We start from the raw sequence: 16959 nt of genomic DNA on the forward strand, positions 1-16959 counted from the left end.
GCCGCACCCTTGTTCTTACGCACCCGCTCCCACGCCTCCACCAGGACGTCACCCCGGCAGATCCGGTCATACAGGGCGTGGAAACGCCGACCCTGCGACTGCTTGGCCGCAGCCCATAGCGCACGTTGCAGTTCTCGCACTTTCACCGGCGAGGCCCGCAAGGGGTCCTCGTCGGCTACGACAGGCGATAGCCCGCCGGGGTAGTTGGACCAAGAAACCTCGGTCATGCCCTCGCGCTTACCGGCTTCACACGCGTGATCAAAGCAGGGGCCCTTCTCTCCCGGCGTGTCTCTCACGCCGATCAGCGGTACTACGACCCCCTCGGACTCCCGCTGCCCTCCAAGAGATTTCACCATCGGCTTATACCCTTGGTCTTTGCCCGACACAGGCTGGGCAGACGGGTCTCTCCTGTTCCCGACTGAACTGTGTGCACGTGCCGCTCCCCGTACCCCGGAAGGACCCGCCGAGCTGACCCCGGAACAGGGCTCGACGGACATAGGCCTTCGCCGTGACATGAGCGGCTCGGCTCCTCCATTGTGACTGTGACGAGGCTGCAGGACTCGCACCTAACGGCACTACGGCCCGCGCACTTGCTCCCTCCAAAGAGGCTCTTGACACCCCGCTCAGCCCGCCGCCTCTCGACGACGGACCGGGGCCTGCTACCCGGCACTCCGGTGCCTACCGGGACGGGACTTCCACCCGCAAGCCTGATCCAGCTTCTAGGACGCACCAGGCCAGCAGCTTCACGACAGAGCGCAGGTCGCGGCGCCATACGATCAACACCGCGGCCAGCATGAGCCCACCGGCGGCGAAGTCGATCAGGGTGGCGAAGTTCGCGTCGCTCATCGATGCGTCCTCACGCCGGCACGGTGAAGAAGTTGGCAGCGGTGACCGCGAGCAGGGCCAGCAAAAACGACCCGGCCAGCAGTTCAGGGACCCGGAACAGTCGCAGCTTGGCGATGAACACCTCTGCCGCAGCCAGCAGCGCGGCCAAAACAGCCACCTTGACCGCAACGGCGACGATGCCGACCACAACGTCGAGCGGGTGCGGATGGGCCCCGGCGATCCCCCACGGCAAGAACAGATTCGCCAACAGCGCCAGCAGCACCGTCAGCCGCATCCCCGATGCCCATTCCACCAGAGCAAGCCGGGGGCCGGCGTATTCAAGCACCATCGCCTCGTGCACCATCGTCAACTCCAGGTGGGTGGCCGGGTTGTCGACCGGCAGCCGTCCGGTCTCGGCGATGATCACCACCACCAACGCAACGAACGCGAGCACCCCGGTCAGCGACGCCACGTGACCAGGATGGTCGAGCGTGTTGGCCACCAGCGCACCGAGATTAGACGAGCCAGCGGGGATGGACAGCGCGAACACGGCCAGCAGGATCGTCGGTTCGACCAGAGCCGCGATAGTGATCTCGCGGCTTGCGCCCATGCCGCCGAACGAGGTACCCGTGTCGATGCCGGCCAGCGTCAAGGCGACGGTACCCAGAAACAACAGGCCGACGACGGCGAACAGATCGGCTACCGGATCCAACGGTGACCCGGTGGCCACGATCGGCACGATCGCGGCGATCAGCAGTGTCGTCCCGGCGATGATCGCCGGGGCTGCGGTGAACACTATTGTGGTGCCCTGCGGGGTGATCTGTTGTTTGCCAAGCTGTTTGCGTAGATCCCGCCAGGGTTGGCCCAGCCCGCCGCCTGCGCGGCCTTCCAACGCGGCCCGGACCTGGCGCATCAGCCCGATCACCAACGGTGCACCCAGGACGACAGCCGCCAACTGCGCCGCGCCGGCGACAGACGACATCAGATTCACCTGGCCACCACCAGCACGACAAGAACACCGAGTGCACCGTAGGCCAGGTAGAGGTGCACGCTGCCGGTATGGGCACGCCGCATCAGGGCGGCGGCCGCGGTCACCGCCCTGATCACCGGCGTGTGGAGGCGGTCCTCGATCGCGTCGGCGATCCTGGCCCGATAGGTGACGGCCTCAGCCATGTATCGCGACTCGTCGAGATGGGTCACCTCGACGTCGGTGTCGGGACGCAGCACGTCGTCGAAGACCCGTTGCAGCGGCTCGGCGAATGACGTTGCCGTGTACTGCATTCGCGCCGTCAGATCGTCGGCACCGCATGCCCACAACGGCAGCGTGACCGGCGTCGGGCGCCGGCGCGAACGCCACCGCGCGAGTAGGACCGCGAACACCACCGCGGCAACCAGGGCCGCCGCGATCAGCCCGGGTGCGATCGACCCGGGCACCGCGGGCAGCTGTACCAGCGCGCCGAAGTCGCTGAACCCGACCTGGTTCGCCGCCGGCAGCGCGGCGAGCACCCGCCGCAGTACGGGCACCACCACCGACGGAGCCACGGCCAGCACCACACACGCGCCCGCAGCGACCGCCATCGCGGCGCGCATGCCGCCGGTGGCCTCCCGCGCGTCGGCGGCCGCTGCCGAGCGCGGGCGGGCGAGGAACCCGATGCCGAAAGCCTTGACCATCGCCGCCACACCCAGACCAGTCGTTAAGGCCACCGCGCCGACCGCCAACGGCGCAGTCAACGCCACCAGCGTGTCATGGGTGGACGCGGCGTGAATCAACGACTGAATCAGCAGCCACTCGCCGACGAAACCGGCGCCCAGCGGCAGCCCGGCCGCGCCGAGCGCGGCCACCCCGAACAGAATCGTCGTCGCGGGCATCGTGCGGGCCAGCCCGCCGAGCCGGTCCAAATCGCGCAGCCCGGTCGCGGCGAGAACCGAACCGGCGGCCAGGAACCCCAGGCTCTTAAACGCCGCGTGCCCTACCAAGTGCAGCATCATCGCGGCCATCGCGATTGTCGCCGGGGCATGGGCACCGGAGTTCGCGAACAACGTCGCCGCACCCAGCGCGAGGGTGATCAGACCCATGTTCTCGGTCGTCGAATAGGCAAGCAGCCGTTTGAGATCGGTGGCGACGGTGGCTTGCAGCACCCCATAAACCGCCGACACACCGCCGACACCCAGCAGCAGCAGGCCCCACCAACGCGGCCCGGGCCCCAGCATCTGCAGGTCGAACCGGACGATGCCGTAGATGCCGAGGTTGACCATCGCCGCGCTCATCAACGCCGACACCGGGCTCGGCGCCTCCGGGTGGGCCCGCGGCAGCCAAGCGTGCAAGGGCACCAGACCCGCCTTGGACCCGAACCCAGCCACCGTCAACGCGAACACGGCGACCCGCGCGGCGTCGGTAATCGGCCCCAGCGCCGCGAACCGGTCGGCCCCGCCGGCCGCCGACATCACCATCAACCCGATCAGGATGGCCACGAACCCCAGCTGAGTCATCACCGCATAGACCAGACCCGCCGATCCGACCTCGGGTCGGGTGTGCTCGGCCAGCACCAGGATCAGCGACGCGAGCGCCATCAACTCCCACGCCAAGAGGAAAGTCGTCACCGACCCCGCAGCCGGCACCAGCAGCATCGCCGCGACGAACACCGGCAACACCACCAACGGGACTCGCCCGAGGTGCTCGCGGCGCGCATAACCGATCGCGTACACCCCGACGGGAATCGCGACCCCACCGGTCAGGGCGAGGAAGAATCCGCCGAGCGGATCGAGGTCCAGATATACCCCAGACAGTGGTACCAGCCAGCCGATATGCAGCGGGCGCAGCGTGCCGAACACCGCGAGCAGGCCGGTCCACACACCGACCGCCCCCAGACACGACGTCCCGATCCCGGCCGCGACCGCTCCGAAACCGTTGTCGTGCAACGTGTTCGGCGCAGCTGCGCGAACCGGGATGAGCGCGGCCGTCATTTCCCGGTCACCGAGCGCAACGCTGCGACAATGGCGGTGGGTGTGGGCGGGCAACCCGCAATCTCGACGTCGACGGGCACCACCTCACCCACTGCCCCGACCACCCCGTACGCGTCGGTGAACACCCCGCGGTTCAGGGCGCAGTCACCGCACGCGATCACCACCCGAGGCTCGGGTGTGGCCGCGACCGTGTTGCGCAGCGGGTCGGCCATATTGCGGGTGACCACCCCGGTCACCAGCAACGCATCGGCATGCCGGGGCGAGGCGACCAACCGCGCCCCAAACCGTTCCGCGTCGTACACAGGCCCGAACGCCCCCGAGATTTCCACCTCGCAGCCGTTGCAGGAACCGGCATCGACGTGCCGGATCTGCAACGAACCCCTCACCCCCGCAGGCGCATCCATCACTGATTCCGGTGCCGGGTCGGCACGTTCGACCACGCGGCCGACGCGGACAATCTTGCCAATCCACCCCATCCCGCTACCGGTCACCCGCCCGTAGATCCTCAAGCACGGCGACCCGGTCGCTGAGCACCCTGGCCAGGACCTTTCGCGCCACCGTCAACAATTCCGCGATGTCCGGGGACGCGATCGAATAGATCACGGTGCTCCCGTCCTTGTGCGCGACCACCACCCCCGCCCGGCGCAAGACCGCCAACTGCTGCGACAAGTTCGATGACTCCAGCCCCACCTCCGGCAACAATTCCCCGACCGACCGGTCCCGCACCGCCAGCAGCTCAAGGACCCTGATCCGCGCCGGATGAGCGAGCGTCTTGAAGAACTCGGCCTTGAGCTTGTACAGCGGCTCCGAAACCACGGCCCTCCTGAAGACTTGAGTATTGCTATGTTCGAACAGTTGAAGAACCTATCAGATCCTTGGCGCGGCGTGCGAACGCTTCGTCACGCCATTTCGCCAGCACTGATGCACCTTCACCCGGCGTGTCAGCGATCCCATCTCCTGCGGCCTAAGCCATGACCGGTCGCCGATCGATGGTGGGGTTGGGACCCGGCTGCGGACTGGGACAGCTGGACTACCCTGCGCGGCGCCGCCGCATTGTGAGCAAAGGGGCTGCCGGCGATTGTCGTGGACCGGGCCGCACGGTTCGCGGTTGGTTCAGCCGGCCGAATTCACCGGCGGCGGCTAAGCTAGGTCTGCCTGACTGTCCGTTGCCCTCGACGTTCTCGGACCTCACAAGAACCAAGCGGAACTTGCCGATCTGAACCTCGTCGCCACTCACCAGCACAGCCGGCCCGTGTGCCTTGACGAGCGCGGCCGCTGGGTTACGTCATGACGTCAGCAGGCCCCTCGCGATGTGAGTCACCTGGACCTCGTTGCTACCGGCGTAGATCATCAGCGACTTCGCGTCGCGGGCCAATTGCTCGACCCGGTATTCGGCCATGTAGCCGTTGCCGCCGAACAACTGCACGGCCTCCATCGCGACGTCGGTGGCGGCCTCCGACGAGTACAGCTTGATCGCGGATGCCTCCGCCAGCGACGGCACCTTGCCGGCTTGCAGCTTCTCCAGAGTTTGAAACACCATGTTCTGCACGTTGATTCGGGCGACCTCCATCTTGGCCAGCTTGAGCTGGATCAGCTGGAACTGCCCGATGTTTCGCCCCCACAGGGTGCGGCTTTTCGCGTAATCGACGCACAGCCGGTGGCATTCGTTGATGATGCCCAGCGCCATCAGTGCGACGCCGAGCCGTTCGGCGGCGAAGTTCGCGCGGGCGCTTTCCCGGCCGTCGCCGTCGGTGTGGTTTTCGGTCTCGCCGAGCAGGCGGTCGGGGGTCAGCCGCACGTTGTCGAAGAACAACTCCCCGGTCGGCGAGGACATCATGCCCATCTTCTTGAACGGCTTGCCCTGAGTCAGTCCCGGCATCCCGGAATCGAGCACAAAGGTGAGCACCGGGCGGCTGCGCCGGTCGGTGGAGCCGTCATCGAGTTTGGCGTAGACGATCAGGACGTCGGCGTAGGGGCCGTTGGTGATGAACGTCTTCTGGCCGTTGAGGATGTAGCCGTCGCCGTCCCGCTTGACGTAGGTTTTCATGCCGCCGAACGCATCCGAGCCGGAATCGGGTTCGGTGATCGCCCACGCTGCGATCTTCTCCAGTGTCATCAACTCGGGAAGCCAGCGTTCCTTCTGAGCCAGTGTGCCGCGGCTCATGATGGTCGCCGCACCCAACCCGAGGCTGACGCTGATCGTGCTCAGCAACCCGATGCTGACGCCGGCCAGTTCGGACACCAGGACCGCGGCCATCGACGCCTGCGCGCCGACGGCAGCCAACCCGCCCGATTTTGTCGGCTGTGCCTCCGCCTCCCGAGCGCGCTCGCGGTCCAGCATCGACTTGACCGCCTCGGCGGCCAGCGCGTCCAGACCGAATTGAGAAAACAGCTTGCGCGCGATCGGATAAGGCGACAGCTCCCCGGTTTCCAGCGCGTCGAGCTGCGGCCGGATTTCCCTGGCGATGAACTCCCGCACCGTATCCCGCATAATCAGGTCGGTGTCAGACCACTCAATCATGTCAACCTCGTTGCAATATCGTCGATCTCCCAGAGACGTTTGGTTTCAATGGTTTTCACGTCATGCCAGCCGGCCAGCTCGGAGATCGCACCGCCCTGCACCGCATACACCTTGCCGGTAATCGGACACTTCTCGGTCGCCAGGTAGGCCACCAGCGGCGAGATGTTGGCCGGGCTGAACAGGTCCAGTTCGCCGTCCTCGGGTTCGGCCATCAGCGCGCCCATGCCCGGGGTCGCCAGCGTGAGCCGGGTACGGGCGATCGGCGCGATCGCATTGACCCGTACACCGTAGCGGTGCAGTTCCTCGGCGGCGATCAACGTCAGCGCCGCGATGCCGGCCTTGGCGGCGCCGTAGTTGGCCTGCCCGGCGTTCGGCAGTGTCACCCCGGAGGCCGACGCGGTGTTGATCACGGCGGCGTTGGGGTGATCGCCGGACTTCGACTGCGCCTTCCAGTAGGCGGCGGCATGGTGCAGCATCGCGAAGTGGCCTTTGAGGTGCACAGCGATGACCGCGTCCCACTGCGCCTCCGCCATCCCGGCGATGAACCCGTCGCGCAGAATTCCTGCGTTATTGACCACGACGTCGAGGCGTCCGAACTCGCCGATCGCCTGACGCACAACACTTTCCGCACCTTCCCAGGTAGCGATGTTGTCGGTGTTGGCGACGGCAGTGCCGCCCGCGCTGTTGATCTCATCGACCACCTGCCGCGCCGGGCCGTCATCTGAGCCCTCGCCCGCGTTGTCGCCGCCGAGATCGTTGACGACGACCCTGGCCCCTTCCCTGGCGAACAGCAGCGCGTGCTCGCGCCCGATCCCCCGGCCCGCGCCGGTGATCACCGCAACCCGGCCGTCTAAAGCGCCCATCTCGACGATTCCTCCTGTCAGTCGGCGATCACCGCCAGCCCGTCGGTGATGACGAAATCGTCACCGCGAGCGGTCTCGAACGCGTACGCCGTAACGCTGTCCGCCCTGCTCTGCTCCCATATCCGGGTCTCGATGTCGTCGCCGGGCAGCACTGGCTTGGAAAAGCGCACCGCGAACCGCTCCAGCCGGTGGACATCCGAGCCGGCGAGTTCGGTGAGCACCGCCCATGAGGTGAACGCCATCGTGCACAATCCGTGGGCGATGATGCCCGACAGCCCGGCGTCTTTGGCCACCTCCTCATCAAGATGGATCGGCATCGGATCACCCGCCGCCGCGGCGTAACGGAACGTTTGGTCGGCATCGACGTGCTGGATGACCTTGGCCGCCGGAGCCCTGGCGCGCAGGGCGTCATCGAACTTGTGGTCGGGGCTCAGTTCGCCGACAGCCTTGCCGACGTTGACACCCCGCACGAAGGCGGTGACGTACTGCTCGTTGACCAGCTCACCGTCCTGCGTGCGGCACTCCAGCAGGATCGCGGCCCGGGTACCTTTCTCCAGCCCCTGATAACCGATCATCTTGGCCCTCGACACCAGCTTGTCGCCAGGCCGGATCGGCCGATGAAAGTGGAAGTCCTGCTCCCCGTGCACGACTCGGGGAATCGCCTCGACCGGCATCACGTCGACGGCCGGAGAAAGCAACGCCTCGAAAACCGGCACGATCGCGAACACCGGTGGCGCCACGTCCCCGCTTCGGTGCGCGTCGATCGGATCATTGGTCGCCGCCGCGTACTGCGCCAACCGCTCCCGGGTCACCTCGAACCGCTCGTCGTCGCTCCAGCGGTCCAGTCCGCTGTCGTCGAACTCCAGCCTTTCGGTCATCGGCATCTTCTCAAGCCGATGCCGAGGCCAGCGCGTCGAGCTGCTCGAGCGTCTTGTCGAGCTGCCTGGCGCCGTCCTTTTCCACCGCCTTGCCCAGCGCGCCCTTGATCAGCGCGCCGTCGAAATCCCCGAAAACGCTGAATTTGGAGCCGCTTTCCGCAGGTTCGATGGTGAAGGTGAACTGCGCCCTGACGCCGGCCATCCCGGTGCCGGCCAACACCAGGCTGCGCGGCGCGTCCACCGACACCAGTGTCCACTCGATCTTGTTGGCCATCCCCAGCATGACGATCTTGGCGGTCAGGGTGGCGCCTTCGGTGAGGGCCGCCGGCGGTTCCTGCAGCCACTTCTCGTGCACGGTGAACCACTTGTCCCAGTTGGCCAGGTCGCTGACGGTCCCCCACAGCGCGTCCGGGCCGGCCGACAGGTCTCGGGTGGCTTCGATGTGTCCCATGGGTTGTCCTTGCCGGTGTTAGCGTTCGGCTCGCTGATAGGCGGTGACGACGGCCGCGCCGCCGAGGCCGATGTTGTGTTGCAGCGCGGCGGTGACGCCCTCGACCTGCCGCTTGCCTGCGGTGCCGCGAAGCTGCCAGGTCAGCTCGGCGCATTGCGCCAAACCGGTTGCGCCCAGCGGATGTCCCTTGGAGATCAGGCCGCCGGACGGGTTGACCACCCAGCGTCCGCCATAGGTGGTGTCGCCGTTGTCGATCAGTTTGGGCGCCTCACCCTCGCCGCACAGGCCCAGCGCCTCGTAGAGCAACAGCTCGTTGGCCGAGAAGCAGTCGTGCAACTCGATCACCTGGAACTCGTCGGGCCCCAGGCCGGACTGCTCGTACACCCGTTGGGCGGCTTGGACATTCATGTGGTAGCCGATGAGCGCCTTGCAGGTGCCGTCGAAGCTGCTGGCGAAGTCGGTGGTCATCGCCTGCCCGACGATCTCTACGGCTTGCCCGGCCAGGCCGTGCGTGGCGACGAACTTCTCGCTCGCCAGGATCGCAGCACCGGAGCCGTCGGAGGTCGGCGAGCACTGCAGTTTGGTCAGCGGGTGATAGATCATCCGCGACGCCATGATGTCGTCGAGCGTGTAGGACTCCTGGAACTGCGCGTAGGGATTGTCGACCGAATGCTGGTGGTTTTTGTAGCCGATCTTTGCGAAATGCTCTGCGGTGCTGCCGTATTGCTTCATATGCTCGCGGCCCGCCGCACCGAACATCCACGGCGCCGGCGGGAACAGCACCTCGGAGATCTCGGCCATCGCCGAGACGTGCTTGTCCATCGGCTGGGCGCGGTCGTCGTAGCTCGACCCCAGCGAGCCGGGCTTCATCTTCTCGAATCCCAGCGCGAGCGTGCAGTCTGCCAGGCCACCGCGAATCGCCTGGGCGGCAAGGTATAACGCGGTCGACCCGGTCGAGCAGTTGTTGTTGACGTTGACGACTGGGATCCCGGTCATGCCCAGCTCGTAGAGAGCCCGCTGGCCCGACGTCGACTCGCCGTAGACGTATCCGACATAGCCCTGCTCGACCTCGCGGTAGTCGACGCCCGCGTCCTGCAGCGCCGTGGTCCCCGACTCCCTGGCCATGTCCGGGTAATCCCAGTTGTCCCGGCGCCCCGGCTTCTCGAACTTCGTCATGCCGACGCCGACGACATAGACCTTGTTGGGCATCGCACTCCTTCCGCTTGGTGGAACAAGCATACAAAGCAGATTGTATCTTGCGTCACCAACAGCGCTGGGGGCAAGATAAACCTACGCTTGCCCGGCGGCGCAGCGCCGCGCATGATGCACAACTGAATGTTTTTCCCCTTCACCGTCGCGGGGAGCACGCATGACAGTCCACCGGCCCCATTCGTGTGGTCAGCTACCGTTCGCGGTCGCCGGTACCGCTCTCCTCGGACTGGTCGCGACGATCGCGTCAGCGTCGGTGATCAAAGTCGGCACGGCCAGCAACGAGGTGGCGCTGCTGTCCGACGACGTGGCGCTGATCATGGACGGCACCGACCCGTGCTGCGTGACGTCCTCCACGCCGTGGCTCGAACCTCCCGCCGGGTATCTGGCGGAGGCCCAGAAGTTCATCGTCCCGCACTTCCCCGGATACACCTCCGTCGGCCTGGCCATCCCCGACCAGCTGGCGCCGACCACCGGCCTCGACAGCGAGCCGTTCGGCATCTCGCTGCAGCAGGGGACCGACGTTCTGAATACCGCGATCAGCAACGACATCGACGCCGGCGACGGCGTGGTGGCGTTCGGTTACTCGCAGAGCGCGACGGTCGAAACCATGGAGCTGGAACGGCTGGCCGCGCTGCCGGCCGACGCGCGGCCGAGCCCCGACCAGCTCGCTTTCGTGATGATCGGTGACGGCAACAATCCCGACGGCGGTCTGCTGGAACGCTTCGACGGCGCCTTCATCCCCTCGCTGGATGCGTCGTTCTCCGGCGCGACTCCTGCCGATGTGTACCCGACTGACATCTACACACTGCAATACGACGGGTGGGCCGACTTTCCGCAATACCCCGCGAATATCCTGGCGGACCTCAACGCCTTTTTCGGCATCGACTACGTGCACGGCACGTATCCGCTTCTCACGCCCGAACAGATCGCGTCGGCTCCGGAGCTTTCGACGGTCGGCGACACGATGACCCACTACTACCTGGTTCCAACCCAGAATCTGCCGCTGCTGGAGCCGCTGCAGCAGCTCGGCGCGCCGCAATGGCTGATCGACCTGATCCAACCGGATCTGCGTGTTCTCATCGACCTGGGCTATGGGACCGGGCCTGCGAACGTGGCCACCCCAGCCGAACTGTTCAATACCGACGTCAACCCGATCACAGTGGCCGACGACCTGGTCAAAGGCACCGTGCAGGGGATGAACAACGCGCTCACCGCCCTCGGGCTGCCGGACCTACCAGCGCAGCTCACCGGCCCCATCGGCGCCGTGGAGACCGCGCTCGGCACGCTGGCAGACCAGATCAATCCCGCCGTCCAGGCCACCAACGATGGCCTGCAGCACGCCGCGAACAGCGTCGTCGTTCCCGCCCAGCTCGCCGACGCGCTGAGCCCAGTCTCCGGCGCAATCAGTTCCCTGTCCGCCTCGCTTTCTCAGCTGGTCGACGACCAGATCGATCCCGCCATCCAAGGCGCCGTGTACGGCACCGGTGATCTGCTGCGAGACACCTTGGCCAGCGCCGGTGCGCCCAGCCACGTCGAGCTGGGCATCTACATCACCGAGCAGTTGCTACCCACCGAGCTCGAGACGCCCGGCACCCTTCTCACCAACGATGTCTATTTCGTGGCCGCCGGGCTGCAGGATTTGGCCGCCAATAACTTCGCCGGCTTCCTTCAAGAACTCCAACTCATCCCCACGGCAGACATCAGCCTGTCGCTGTTTGCGGGTCTTCTTCCCGTTCTGGGGCTGGAGGACCTCATCGCCGGTGTGCCGTTCAACCTCTGACCGCAGCGGCCGGCGTCAGTCCAACGATGGTGCCTGCAGCGCGGCGGCAGCGATCTCGCGCAGGTGCACACACGCGCGCTCCCACCGCCGCCGGGCACGTTGCGAGTCCCGGTCGGCGAAGCTCGCGACAAGGATTCCCCGCAGTGCGTCCATCGCGGTGTAGACGACGTTGCGGAGCTCCTTTTGCGCGGGGTGCTCCGGCAGCAGCTGCCCGATCGCAGAGATCAGGGTGCTATTGACGACGGGTTCCAGCCGCTCGATCTGGCGCGCCAACGCCGGGTCGGTGCGGGCGGCGATCCAAAGTTCCAGCGTCGCAACGAACATGGGGCCCTGGTGGGATTCCCACAGGAAGTCCAGCACCGTCGATACGGGTTCGGCGCTGCTGCGGACACGACCCAACTCCCAAATCGCGGCTTGCGCGCGTTGTTGGGCCAGGTGCTCGATGGCGGCGACCACCAGGTCTTCCTTCGACCGGAAGTGGTGGATCTGCGCGCCCCGGGTGACTCCGGCCATCTCGGCAATCCGGGGCGTCGTCGTGCCGGCGTAGCCATGGGAAACCAAACACTCGACGGTCGCATCCAACAAGCGGGTACGCATCGCGGCGCTGCGCTGCGCCTGGGTGCGCCGCACCGTCGGACCCTCCCCATTCGTCACCACGGCCGACCGCAACCGCCCTTTCGCGCTCTGGTCATCGGGTCATCTTAGCTGCGCTTTCGCAGGTTCATGCCTTTGTCTGTCAGCGGCACAGCCAGGTAGATGTGACCAACGAGGCGTGTGGGTCGACCCTGTTCAGCCCGGCCGCACCGAACGTGAAGCCGTTGCGACCATTGGCCGGATTTTTTCGCAAGGGCTTCACGTTCGGTGACCTGACACCCGGAGCTCCGGCTGGCGCCCCGCTGGTCACTTCGACTGACACCAACGACATCGCGTACCGGCATGCCCGCGGCCGCACACGCCGGCCCGCTACCGGGCGCCGCGTGCTGCCGCCGTTTACAGTTCATGCGTGTGGCGAACGTGTCGGCACCGGCCGGTGAACTGCTCGCTACTGCCGCTATCTGGCCAGCGATCCGCAATGATCGACAGAACGCCGGGCCCTTGGCTGCCGGCTCCCGGCGGCAGCGCTGGCAGCGCTGCCGCCGAACCGCTGGGTACGCGGTAGCTCGACCGGCTACTGGCCGGGCGCAGCCGGATCCGCGGGTATACCTCCGAGGATGCCGTGCACATCGGGCCTGTCGCTGATGACGCCCGGCACGTTCGGAAGCTGGCCGTTACGCAGCGACGTCTCCGCGTCCGGGCAGTAATTCGATATTCCCATCCTGCTGAACAGCTCGGCCATGTCCGGCGGGGCAGCCGTCTTTCCGTGGACGTCGGACGTCGCATTGATGAGCGTGGACAGCAGTGCGGCAAGCGAGGGTCCCACCTGCGCCATTTTCGGGCAGACCGACTGATTCGGGTCGCCGGGCGGATCCGCCTGCGCCGGTGCGGCCCAGCTGTCGCTGTCAGAGCAGCACAACGCCTACCGCTACCAGGTGATCGCCACCGCCACCGGCGGCGGGCAGGTCCAGCGCCTTGAGGCCCGCCACCGGGTGCACGCCCGCGTAGAGGGATTCATCCGCTGACAGCAAAGACACCGGGCTGGGCCGCCGGCCAAGGCCGAACCCGCCACCCTGCACCACCGGCTGCTGCACACCGCCGTCCGCCTGATCATCCACTCCCAGCCCAGTCGACCATCGAGGCGACCCCTTTCGTCCGCGTCCCAATGACACGGACCGACGAACGGTCGCACCCACAACACCAGCAGCGGCGCCGCGGCGGCTACCCATCAGTAATATCCAAAACCGCTGACCCCGCCAAATAGGGGAGCCAAAACGCGTCGCAGAAGTGCGGAAAAGGAGTAACATCGAGTTCGACGTCCGACTCAACGAGGAGTGGGCCATGCAATTCGGTTTCGTCATGCCGGGCCCGGTTTGTGAAACAATGCTGACCCAGTCGTTCGAGTGCGGCGTGACCGGGGCGGATCAGATGGTGATGGCGCGACGCGCGGAAGAAATCGGCTACGACATGATCTTCCTCCCCGAGCATTTCAGCGTGCCGCAAACGCACACGGCGTTGATGGGGTCACCCGACCGTCAGTTGGCCCTCGAATTTCAGTGTGCCCTCGAGCAGGCCTACTTTGCCGGCGCCACATCCAGCATTCGGGTGAACGCGGGGGCGAGCCTGCTGGCGCCGCGGCATGCCGCCGCCATGGCCACGATGCTGGCTGCGCTGGACTGGATGAGCAACGGCCGCATCACCGTCACGTTCGGCGTCGGTTGGGACCCCGAAGAATTCGAGGTTCTCGGCGTGCCGTTGCACGAGCGGGGGCGCAGCGCCGACGAGTACCTGGCCGCCGTCGTCGAACTGTCGACACGCTATTCATCGCACATCAACGGTTCACCGCACATCAACGGCGAGCGGGTGCCCGGCGAGGACGTGGCATTAGGACCATCGCCCCCGCAGCGGGCGCAGCTGCCGATCTGGATCGGCGGCGATGCCGAACCGGCGCTCCGGCGGGCGGCGCGCTACGCCGACGGCTGGTTCCCGTGGCTGACAAGACCAGACGACATCCCGGCGAAGCTCGATTTCATCAAATCCCAGCCAACCTATGACGGGCGCCGCATCGACGTGTTCTACGGCCTGGACAGCCCGCGAGTCGGCGACGAACACGGTGGGGTCGACGACCCCGCCCACCTGCTCGGCATGACGGCCGCGGAAATGGTCGATCGACTGGGCCGGTTCGCCCAGCTGGGGGTGACGATGACGGCCCCGCCCATCCCCCCGGTAAAGAACGCCAACGCTTACCTCGACTACGCGCAATGGATGATCGAGGACATCAAGCCGAAGGTGGGGTAGTCAGGGCTTATTAATTAATAAGTCCTAAGGCGTGCGTTAGCAATGCCTCTCGTCGAAGCGCACGTGGAACTCCGCCTGGCGCCCCGCTGGTCACTTCGACTGACACCAACGACATCGCGTACCGGCATGCCCGCGGCCGCACACGCCGGCCCGCTACCGGGCGCCGCGTGCTGCCGCCGTTTACAGTTCATGCGTGTGGCGAACGTGCCGGCGGCGGCCGACGCACGACCGCGGGCACCGATCCCGGGTGATGCGTTGCGGACCAACGCTGCTGGTGGTCGCGGTGACGTTCGCCCTGATCGGCTGCCCGCCGTCGGCAACCGCATCGCCGTCGGGTCCCGCCGACCTCGCCGGCGGTCTCGTCGCCGATGAGCAGGCGCTGCGCGACCCGTCGTCGTCGCAGGACGTGCTGCAGGCGGCCGCACACCGCCAGCAAAGCGCCTACCGCGCCCTGGGTTGGCATCCCGAGTGGATCCCGACCACGCGCTCCCACATCCCGGCCGCGCTGCTCGGCGTCTACGACCGCAACGTCGACGCACGCCTGCAGCTCATCGCGCTGAGCACGCCGAAGGACACGTTGCCCGCATGGCGGGTGGTTGCGCCGGCGCCGGCCGGTGAACTGCTCGGCTACTACCGCGCAGCGCAGGCGGCAACCGGCGTCGACTGGACCTACCTGGCGGCGATCAACCTGATCGAGACCGGTTTCGGCCGCATCGTCGGCGCCAGCGAAGCCGACGCGCAAGGCCCGATGCAATTCCTGCCGTCGACATTCGCCGTATACGGTGACGGCGGCGACATCCGCTCGGCCCGGGACAGCATCATGGCGGCCGGCCGCCTGCTGGCCGCGCAGGGCTTCGCCGACAACCATGACCGGGCCGTGTTCGGGTACAACCACTCCAACCACTACGTCCGGGCGGTCGAGGACTATGCCGCCGTGCTCGCCGGCGATCCCGCCGCCTTTGCGGGCTACTACCGGTGGGACACCTACTACCGAACGACGTCTGGTGACGTCCTGCTGCCCATCGGTTACAGCGCCACCTCACGGATCCCGGTCGGCGACTATCTGGCCAGCCATCCGCAATGATCGACAGAACACCGGGCCCTTGGCTGCCGGCTCCCGGCGCTTCCGGCTACCGGCGCTTCCGGCTACCGTCGGTACGCGCTGATGACGTCGGGATCGGGGTCGATTCCCAGGCCCGGCGCCTGCGGTACCGACACCCGTCCACCGTCGGCGGTGAGGGCGTCGCCGTAAATCGCGGTTTCCAGGTCGAACCAGCGCCACTCGACCATCGAGTCGGCGCCGCCGAGCGCGGCGGTCACCTGGATCGCTGCGAGCAAGCCCGGGCCGTCGTAGAAGGAGTGCGTCATCACCGCGACGTTGCGAGCGGCCGCGAGCGGAAAAACCTTGCACAGCTCGCTGATACCGCCCATCTTGGCCGGGCTCGGCTGAACAAAGTCCACCGCGCCGGCAGCCAGCATCCGCTCGAATTCCATCAGCGTGGAGACGTTCTCGCCGGCCGAGATCGGCAGGCCGCTACGTCGGCGCAGTTCGGCCAGACCCTCGAAGTTCTCCGGCGGCCACAGCGGCTCCTCCAGGAATTTCAGTCCGACGGCCGCGAGCTCGCCGGTGACGGCGCACGCCTGGGTCAGGGTCCAGGGGCAGCCGACGTCGGCGATCAGCTCGACGTCGGGGCCGGCCTCCTCGCGGGCGGCCCGGATCGCCGGCATGTCCGCCTCGTGCAGCTTGATCGCGGCAAATCCGGCGTCGACGGCCTGCCGGACGGCGGCGCGGACCAGCGCGGGGTCGGAATAGCAGGCCAGGCTGGCGTAACAGGGCATCGCCGTCACGCCGCCGCCTAGCAACCGGCACACCGAAACGTCGGCGCGCTTTCCGGCGATGTCCCACAGCGCGATGTCCACCGCCGAGAGCCCATAGGTCAGGGGGCCGCCGCGCCCGAAGACGTGCAGCTTCTTTTGCACGTTGTGCATCAGGGGACCGATTCCGGTGGAGTCCTGACCTATGCACAGCGGCGCGATCAGCTCGTCGACGGCGAGCTTGGCCGACTCGACGGCGCGGTAACCGAACGCTTCCCCCCACCCGTGCAGTCCGTCTTGTGTTGTCACCTTCACCAGCAGTGAGTCCGCCGCCGAGAGCGTGTCGCCCCACAGCGACGCCCCGGGTATGCCGCCCGACCGGAACGGGATACGCAGCCGAACGGTCTCGACGTCGGCGATGACGGTCGCACGGTCGGCGGCAGACGTGTGAACCTCCTCATGTCCTCGCACGATCTGCGGGACTGAACCGCATCATCGGGGTGCTGAAATCACCGCACTGCCCTCCGTGTCAGCGCCCTGCCTGTCAGGATAGGCGCGTCACATCGAGCCATTCAGCCGGACGATGACCGGTCGGCGGGGTTTCGCTCCTGCGCACCACTGTGTTGCTCGGCGTTGCTCGGCGCGGCGCCCTCCGCCGGCTCCCGGCGGCGGCAGCGCTGCCAGCGCTGCCGCCGAACCGCTCGGTACGCGGTAGCTCGACCGGCTACTGGCCGGGCGCAGCCGGATCCGCGGGTATA

At 66.9% G+C, this 16959-nt stretch carries 16 protein-coding genes and 2 pseudogenes; 3 read left to right on the forward strand and 15 right to left on the reverse strand.

Annotation, left to right across the window (positions count from 1 at the left end; translation table 11 throughout):
* The 11 genes and pseudogenes from ABDW21_RS12085 to ABDW21_RS12135 all read right to left on the reverse strand — a co-directional run.
* A pseudogene (locus tag ABDW21_RS12085) lies at nucleotides 1-227 on the reverse strand (group II intron reverse transcriptase/maturase); the annotation flags it as partial.
* Nucleotides 228-729: 502 nt separating this feature from the next.
* Nucleotides 730-846: pseudogene (locus ABDW21_RS12090) on the reverse strand (hypothetical protein); the annotation flags it as partial.
* 10 nt (nucleotides 847-856) lie between these two features.
* A complete protein-coding gene (locus tag ABDW21_RS12095; protein WP_343710483.1) occupies nucleotides 857-1807 on the reverse strand; it encodes an NADH-quinone oxidoreductase subunit H in 951 nt (316 codons plus the stop codon).
* 5 nt (nucleotides 1808-1812) lie between these two features.
* Nucleotides 1813-3789 (reverse strand): proton-conducting transporter membrane subunit, encoded by a 1977-nt coding sequence (locus tag ABDW21_RS12100; protein WP_343710484.1) that lies wholly within the window; start codon nucleotides 3787-3789, stop codon nucleotides 1813-1815.
* Nucleotides 3786-4265: an NADH-quinone oxidoreductase subunit NuoB gene (nuoB, locus tag ABDW21_RS12105; RefSeq protein ID WP_343710489.1), complete on the reverse strand. Its 480-nt coding sequence runs from the start codon at nucleotides 4263-4265 to the stop codon at nucleotides 3786-3788. The genes ABDW21_RS12100 and nuoB overlap by 4 nt, the downstream gene beginning before the upstream one ends.
* A gap of 4 nt (nucleotides 4266-4269) precedes the next feature.
* The gene (locus ABDW21_RS12110) at nucleotides 4270-4605 is read right to left on the reverse strand and encodes a lsr2/espR transcriptional regulator (protein ID WP_343710485.1); all 336 of its coding nucleotides are present in this window, start codon (nucleotides 4603-4605) and stop codon (nucleotides 4270-4272) included.
* Between the two features lie 469 nt (nucleotides 4606-5074).
* Nucleotides 5075-6310, reverse strand: a complete 1236-nt coding sequence (locus ABDW21_RS12115) for an acyl-CoA dehydrogenase family protein (protein ID WP_343602888.1) — start codon at nucleotides 6308-6310, stop codon at nucleotides 5075-5077.
* A complete protein-coding gene (locus ABDW21_RS12120) occupies nucleotides 6307-7173 on the reverse strand; it encodes an SDR family oxidoreductase (protein ID WP_343602886.1) in 867 nt (288 codons plus the stop codon). The genes ABDW21_RS12115 and ABDW21_RS12120 overlap by 4 nt, the downstream gene beginning before the upstream one ends.
* A 17-nt stretch (nucleotides 7174-7190) precedes the next feature.
* Nucleotides 7191-8057, reverse strand: coding sequence for a MaoC/PaaZ C-terminal domain-containing protein (locus ABDW21_RS12125; protein WP_343602884.1), 867 nt, complete (start codon nucleotides 8055-8057; stop codon nucleotides 7191-7193).
* Between the two features lie 4 nt (nucleotides 8058-8061).
* On the reverse strand, nucleotides 8062-8502 hold the full coding sequence (locus ABDW21_RS12130) for an SRPBCC family protein (RefSeq protein ID WP_343602881.1): 441 nt from the start codon (nucleotides 8500-8502) through the stop codon (nucleotides 8062-8064).
* Between the two features lie 18 nt (nucleotides 8503-8520).
* A complete protein-coding gene (locus tag ABDW21_RS12135) occupies nucleotides 8521-9711 on the reverse strand; it encodes a lipid-transfer protein (protein WP_343602879.1) in 1191 nt (396 codons plus the stop codon).
* A gap of 160 nt (nucleotides 9712-9871) precedes the next feature.
* On the opposite strand from ABDW21_RS12135, the gene ABDW21_RS12140 reads away from it, so the two are divergent.
* The gene (locus ABDW21_RS12140; protein ID WP_343602877.1) at nucleotides 9872-11494 is read left to right on the forward strand and encodes a PE-PPE domain-containing protein; all 1623 of its coding nucleotides are present in this window, start codon (nucleotides 9872-9874) and stop codon (nucleotides 11492-11494) included.
* 15 nt (nucleotides 11495-11509) lie between these two features.
* Here ABDW21_RS12140 and ABDW21_RS12145 read toward each other — a convergent pair whose 3' ends face one another.
* The 3 genes from ABDW21_RS12145 to ABDW21_RS12155 form a co-directional block, all read right to left on the reverse strand.
* Nucleotides 11510-12091 (reverse strand): TetR/AcrR family transcriptional regulator, encoded by a 582-nt coding sequence (locus ABDW21_RS12145; protein WP_343602889.1) that lies wholly within the window; start codon nucleotides 12089-12091, stop codon nucleotides 11510-11512.
* A 571-nt stretch (nucleotides 12092-12662) separates the two neighbouring features.
* Nucleotides 12663-12914: a hypothetical protein gene (locus ABDW21_RS12150; RefSeq protein ID WP_343710486.1), complete on the reverse strand. Its 252-nt coding sequence runs from the start codon at nucleotides 12912-12914 to the stop codon at nucleotides 12663-12665.
* 79 nt (nucleotides 12915-12993) lie between these two features.
* Nucleotides 12994-13206 (reverse strand): hypothetical protein, encoded by a 213-nt coding sequence (locus ABDW21_RS12155; protein WP_343710487.1) that lies wholly within the window; start codon nucleotides 13204-13206, stop codon nucleotides 12994-12996.
* A 223-nt stretch (nucleotides 13207-13429) separates the two neighbouring features.
* On the opposite strand from ABDW21_RS12155, the gene ABDW21_RS12160 reads away from it, so the two are divergent.
* Together ABDW21_RS12160 and ABDW21_RS12165 are read left to right on the forward strand one after the other, a co-directional pair.
* Nucleotides 13430-14386, forward strand: a complete 957-nt coding sequence (locus ABDW21_RS12160) for an LLM class flavin-dependent oxidoreductase (protein WP_343710488.1) — start codon at nucleotides 13430-13432, stop codon at nucleotides 14384-14386.
* Between the two features lie 250 nt (nucleotides 14387-14636).
* A complete protein-coding gene (locus ABDW21_RS12165) occupies nucleotides 14637-15470 on the forward strand; it encodes a lytic transglycosylase domain-containing protein (protein WP_343603290.1) in 834 nt (277 codons plus the stop codon).
* Between the two features lie 62 nt (nucleotides 15471-15532).
* On the opposite strand, the gene ABDW21_RS12170 is transcribed toward ABDW21_RS12165, so the two are convergent.
* Nucleotides 15533-16672, reverse strand: coding sequence for a mandelate racemase/muconate lactonizing enzyme family protein (locus ABDW21_RS12170; protein WP_343603292.1), 1140 nt, complete (start codon nucleotides 16670-16672; stop codon nucleotides 15533-15535).
* Nucleotides 16673-16959 lie beyond the last annotated feature (287 nt).

Source organism: Mycobacterium sp. (genome assembly GCF_039583805.1).
In the GTDB taxonomy this organism is placed as follows: Bacteria; Actinomycetota; Actinomycetes; order Mycobacteriales; family Mycobacteriaceae; genus Mycobacterium.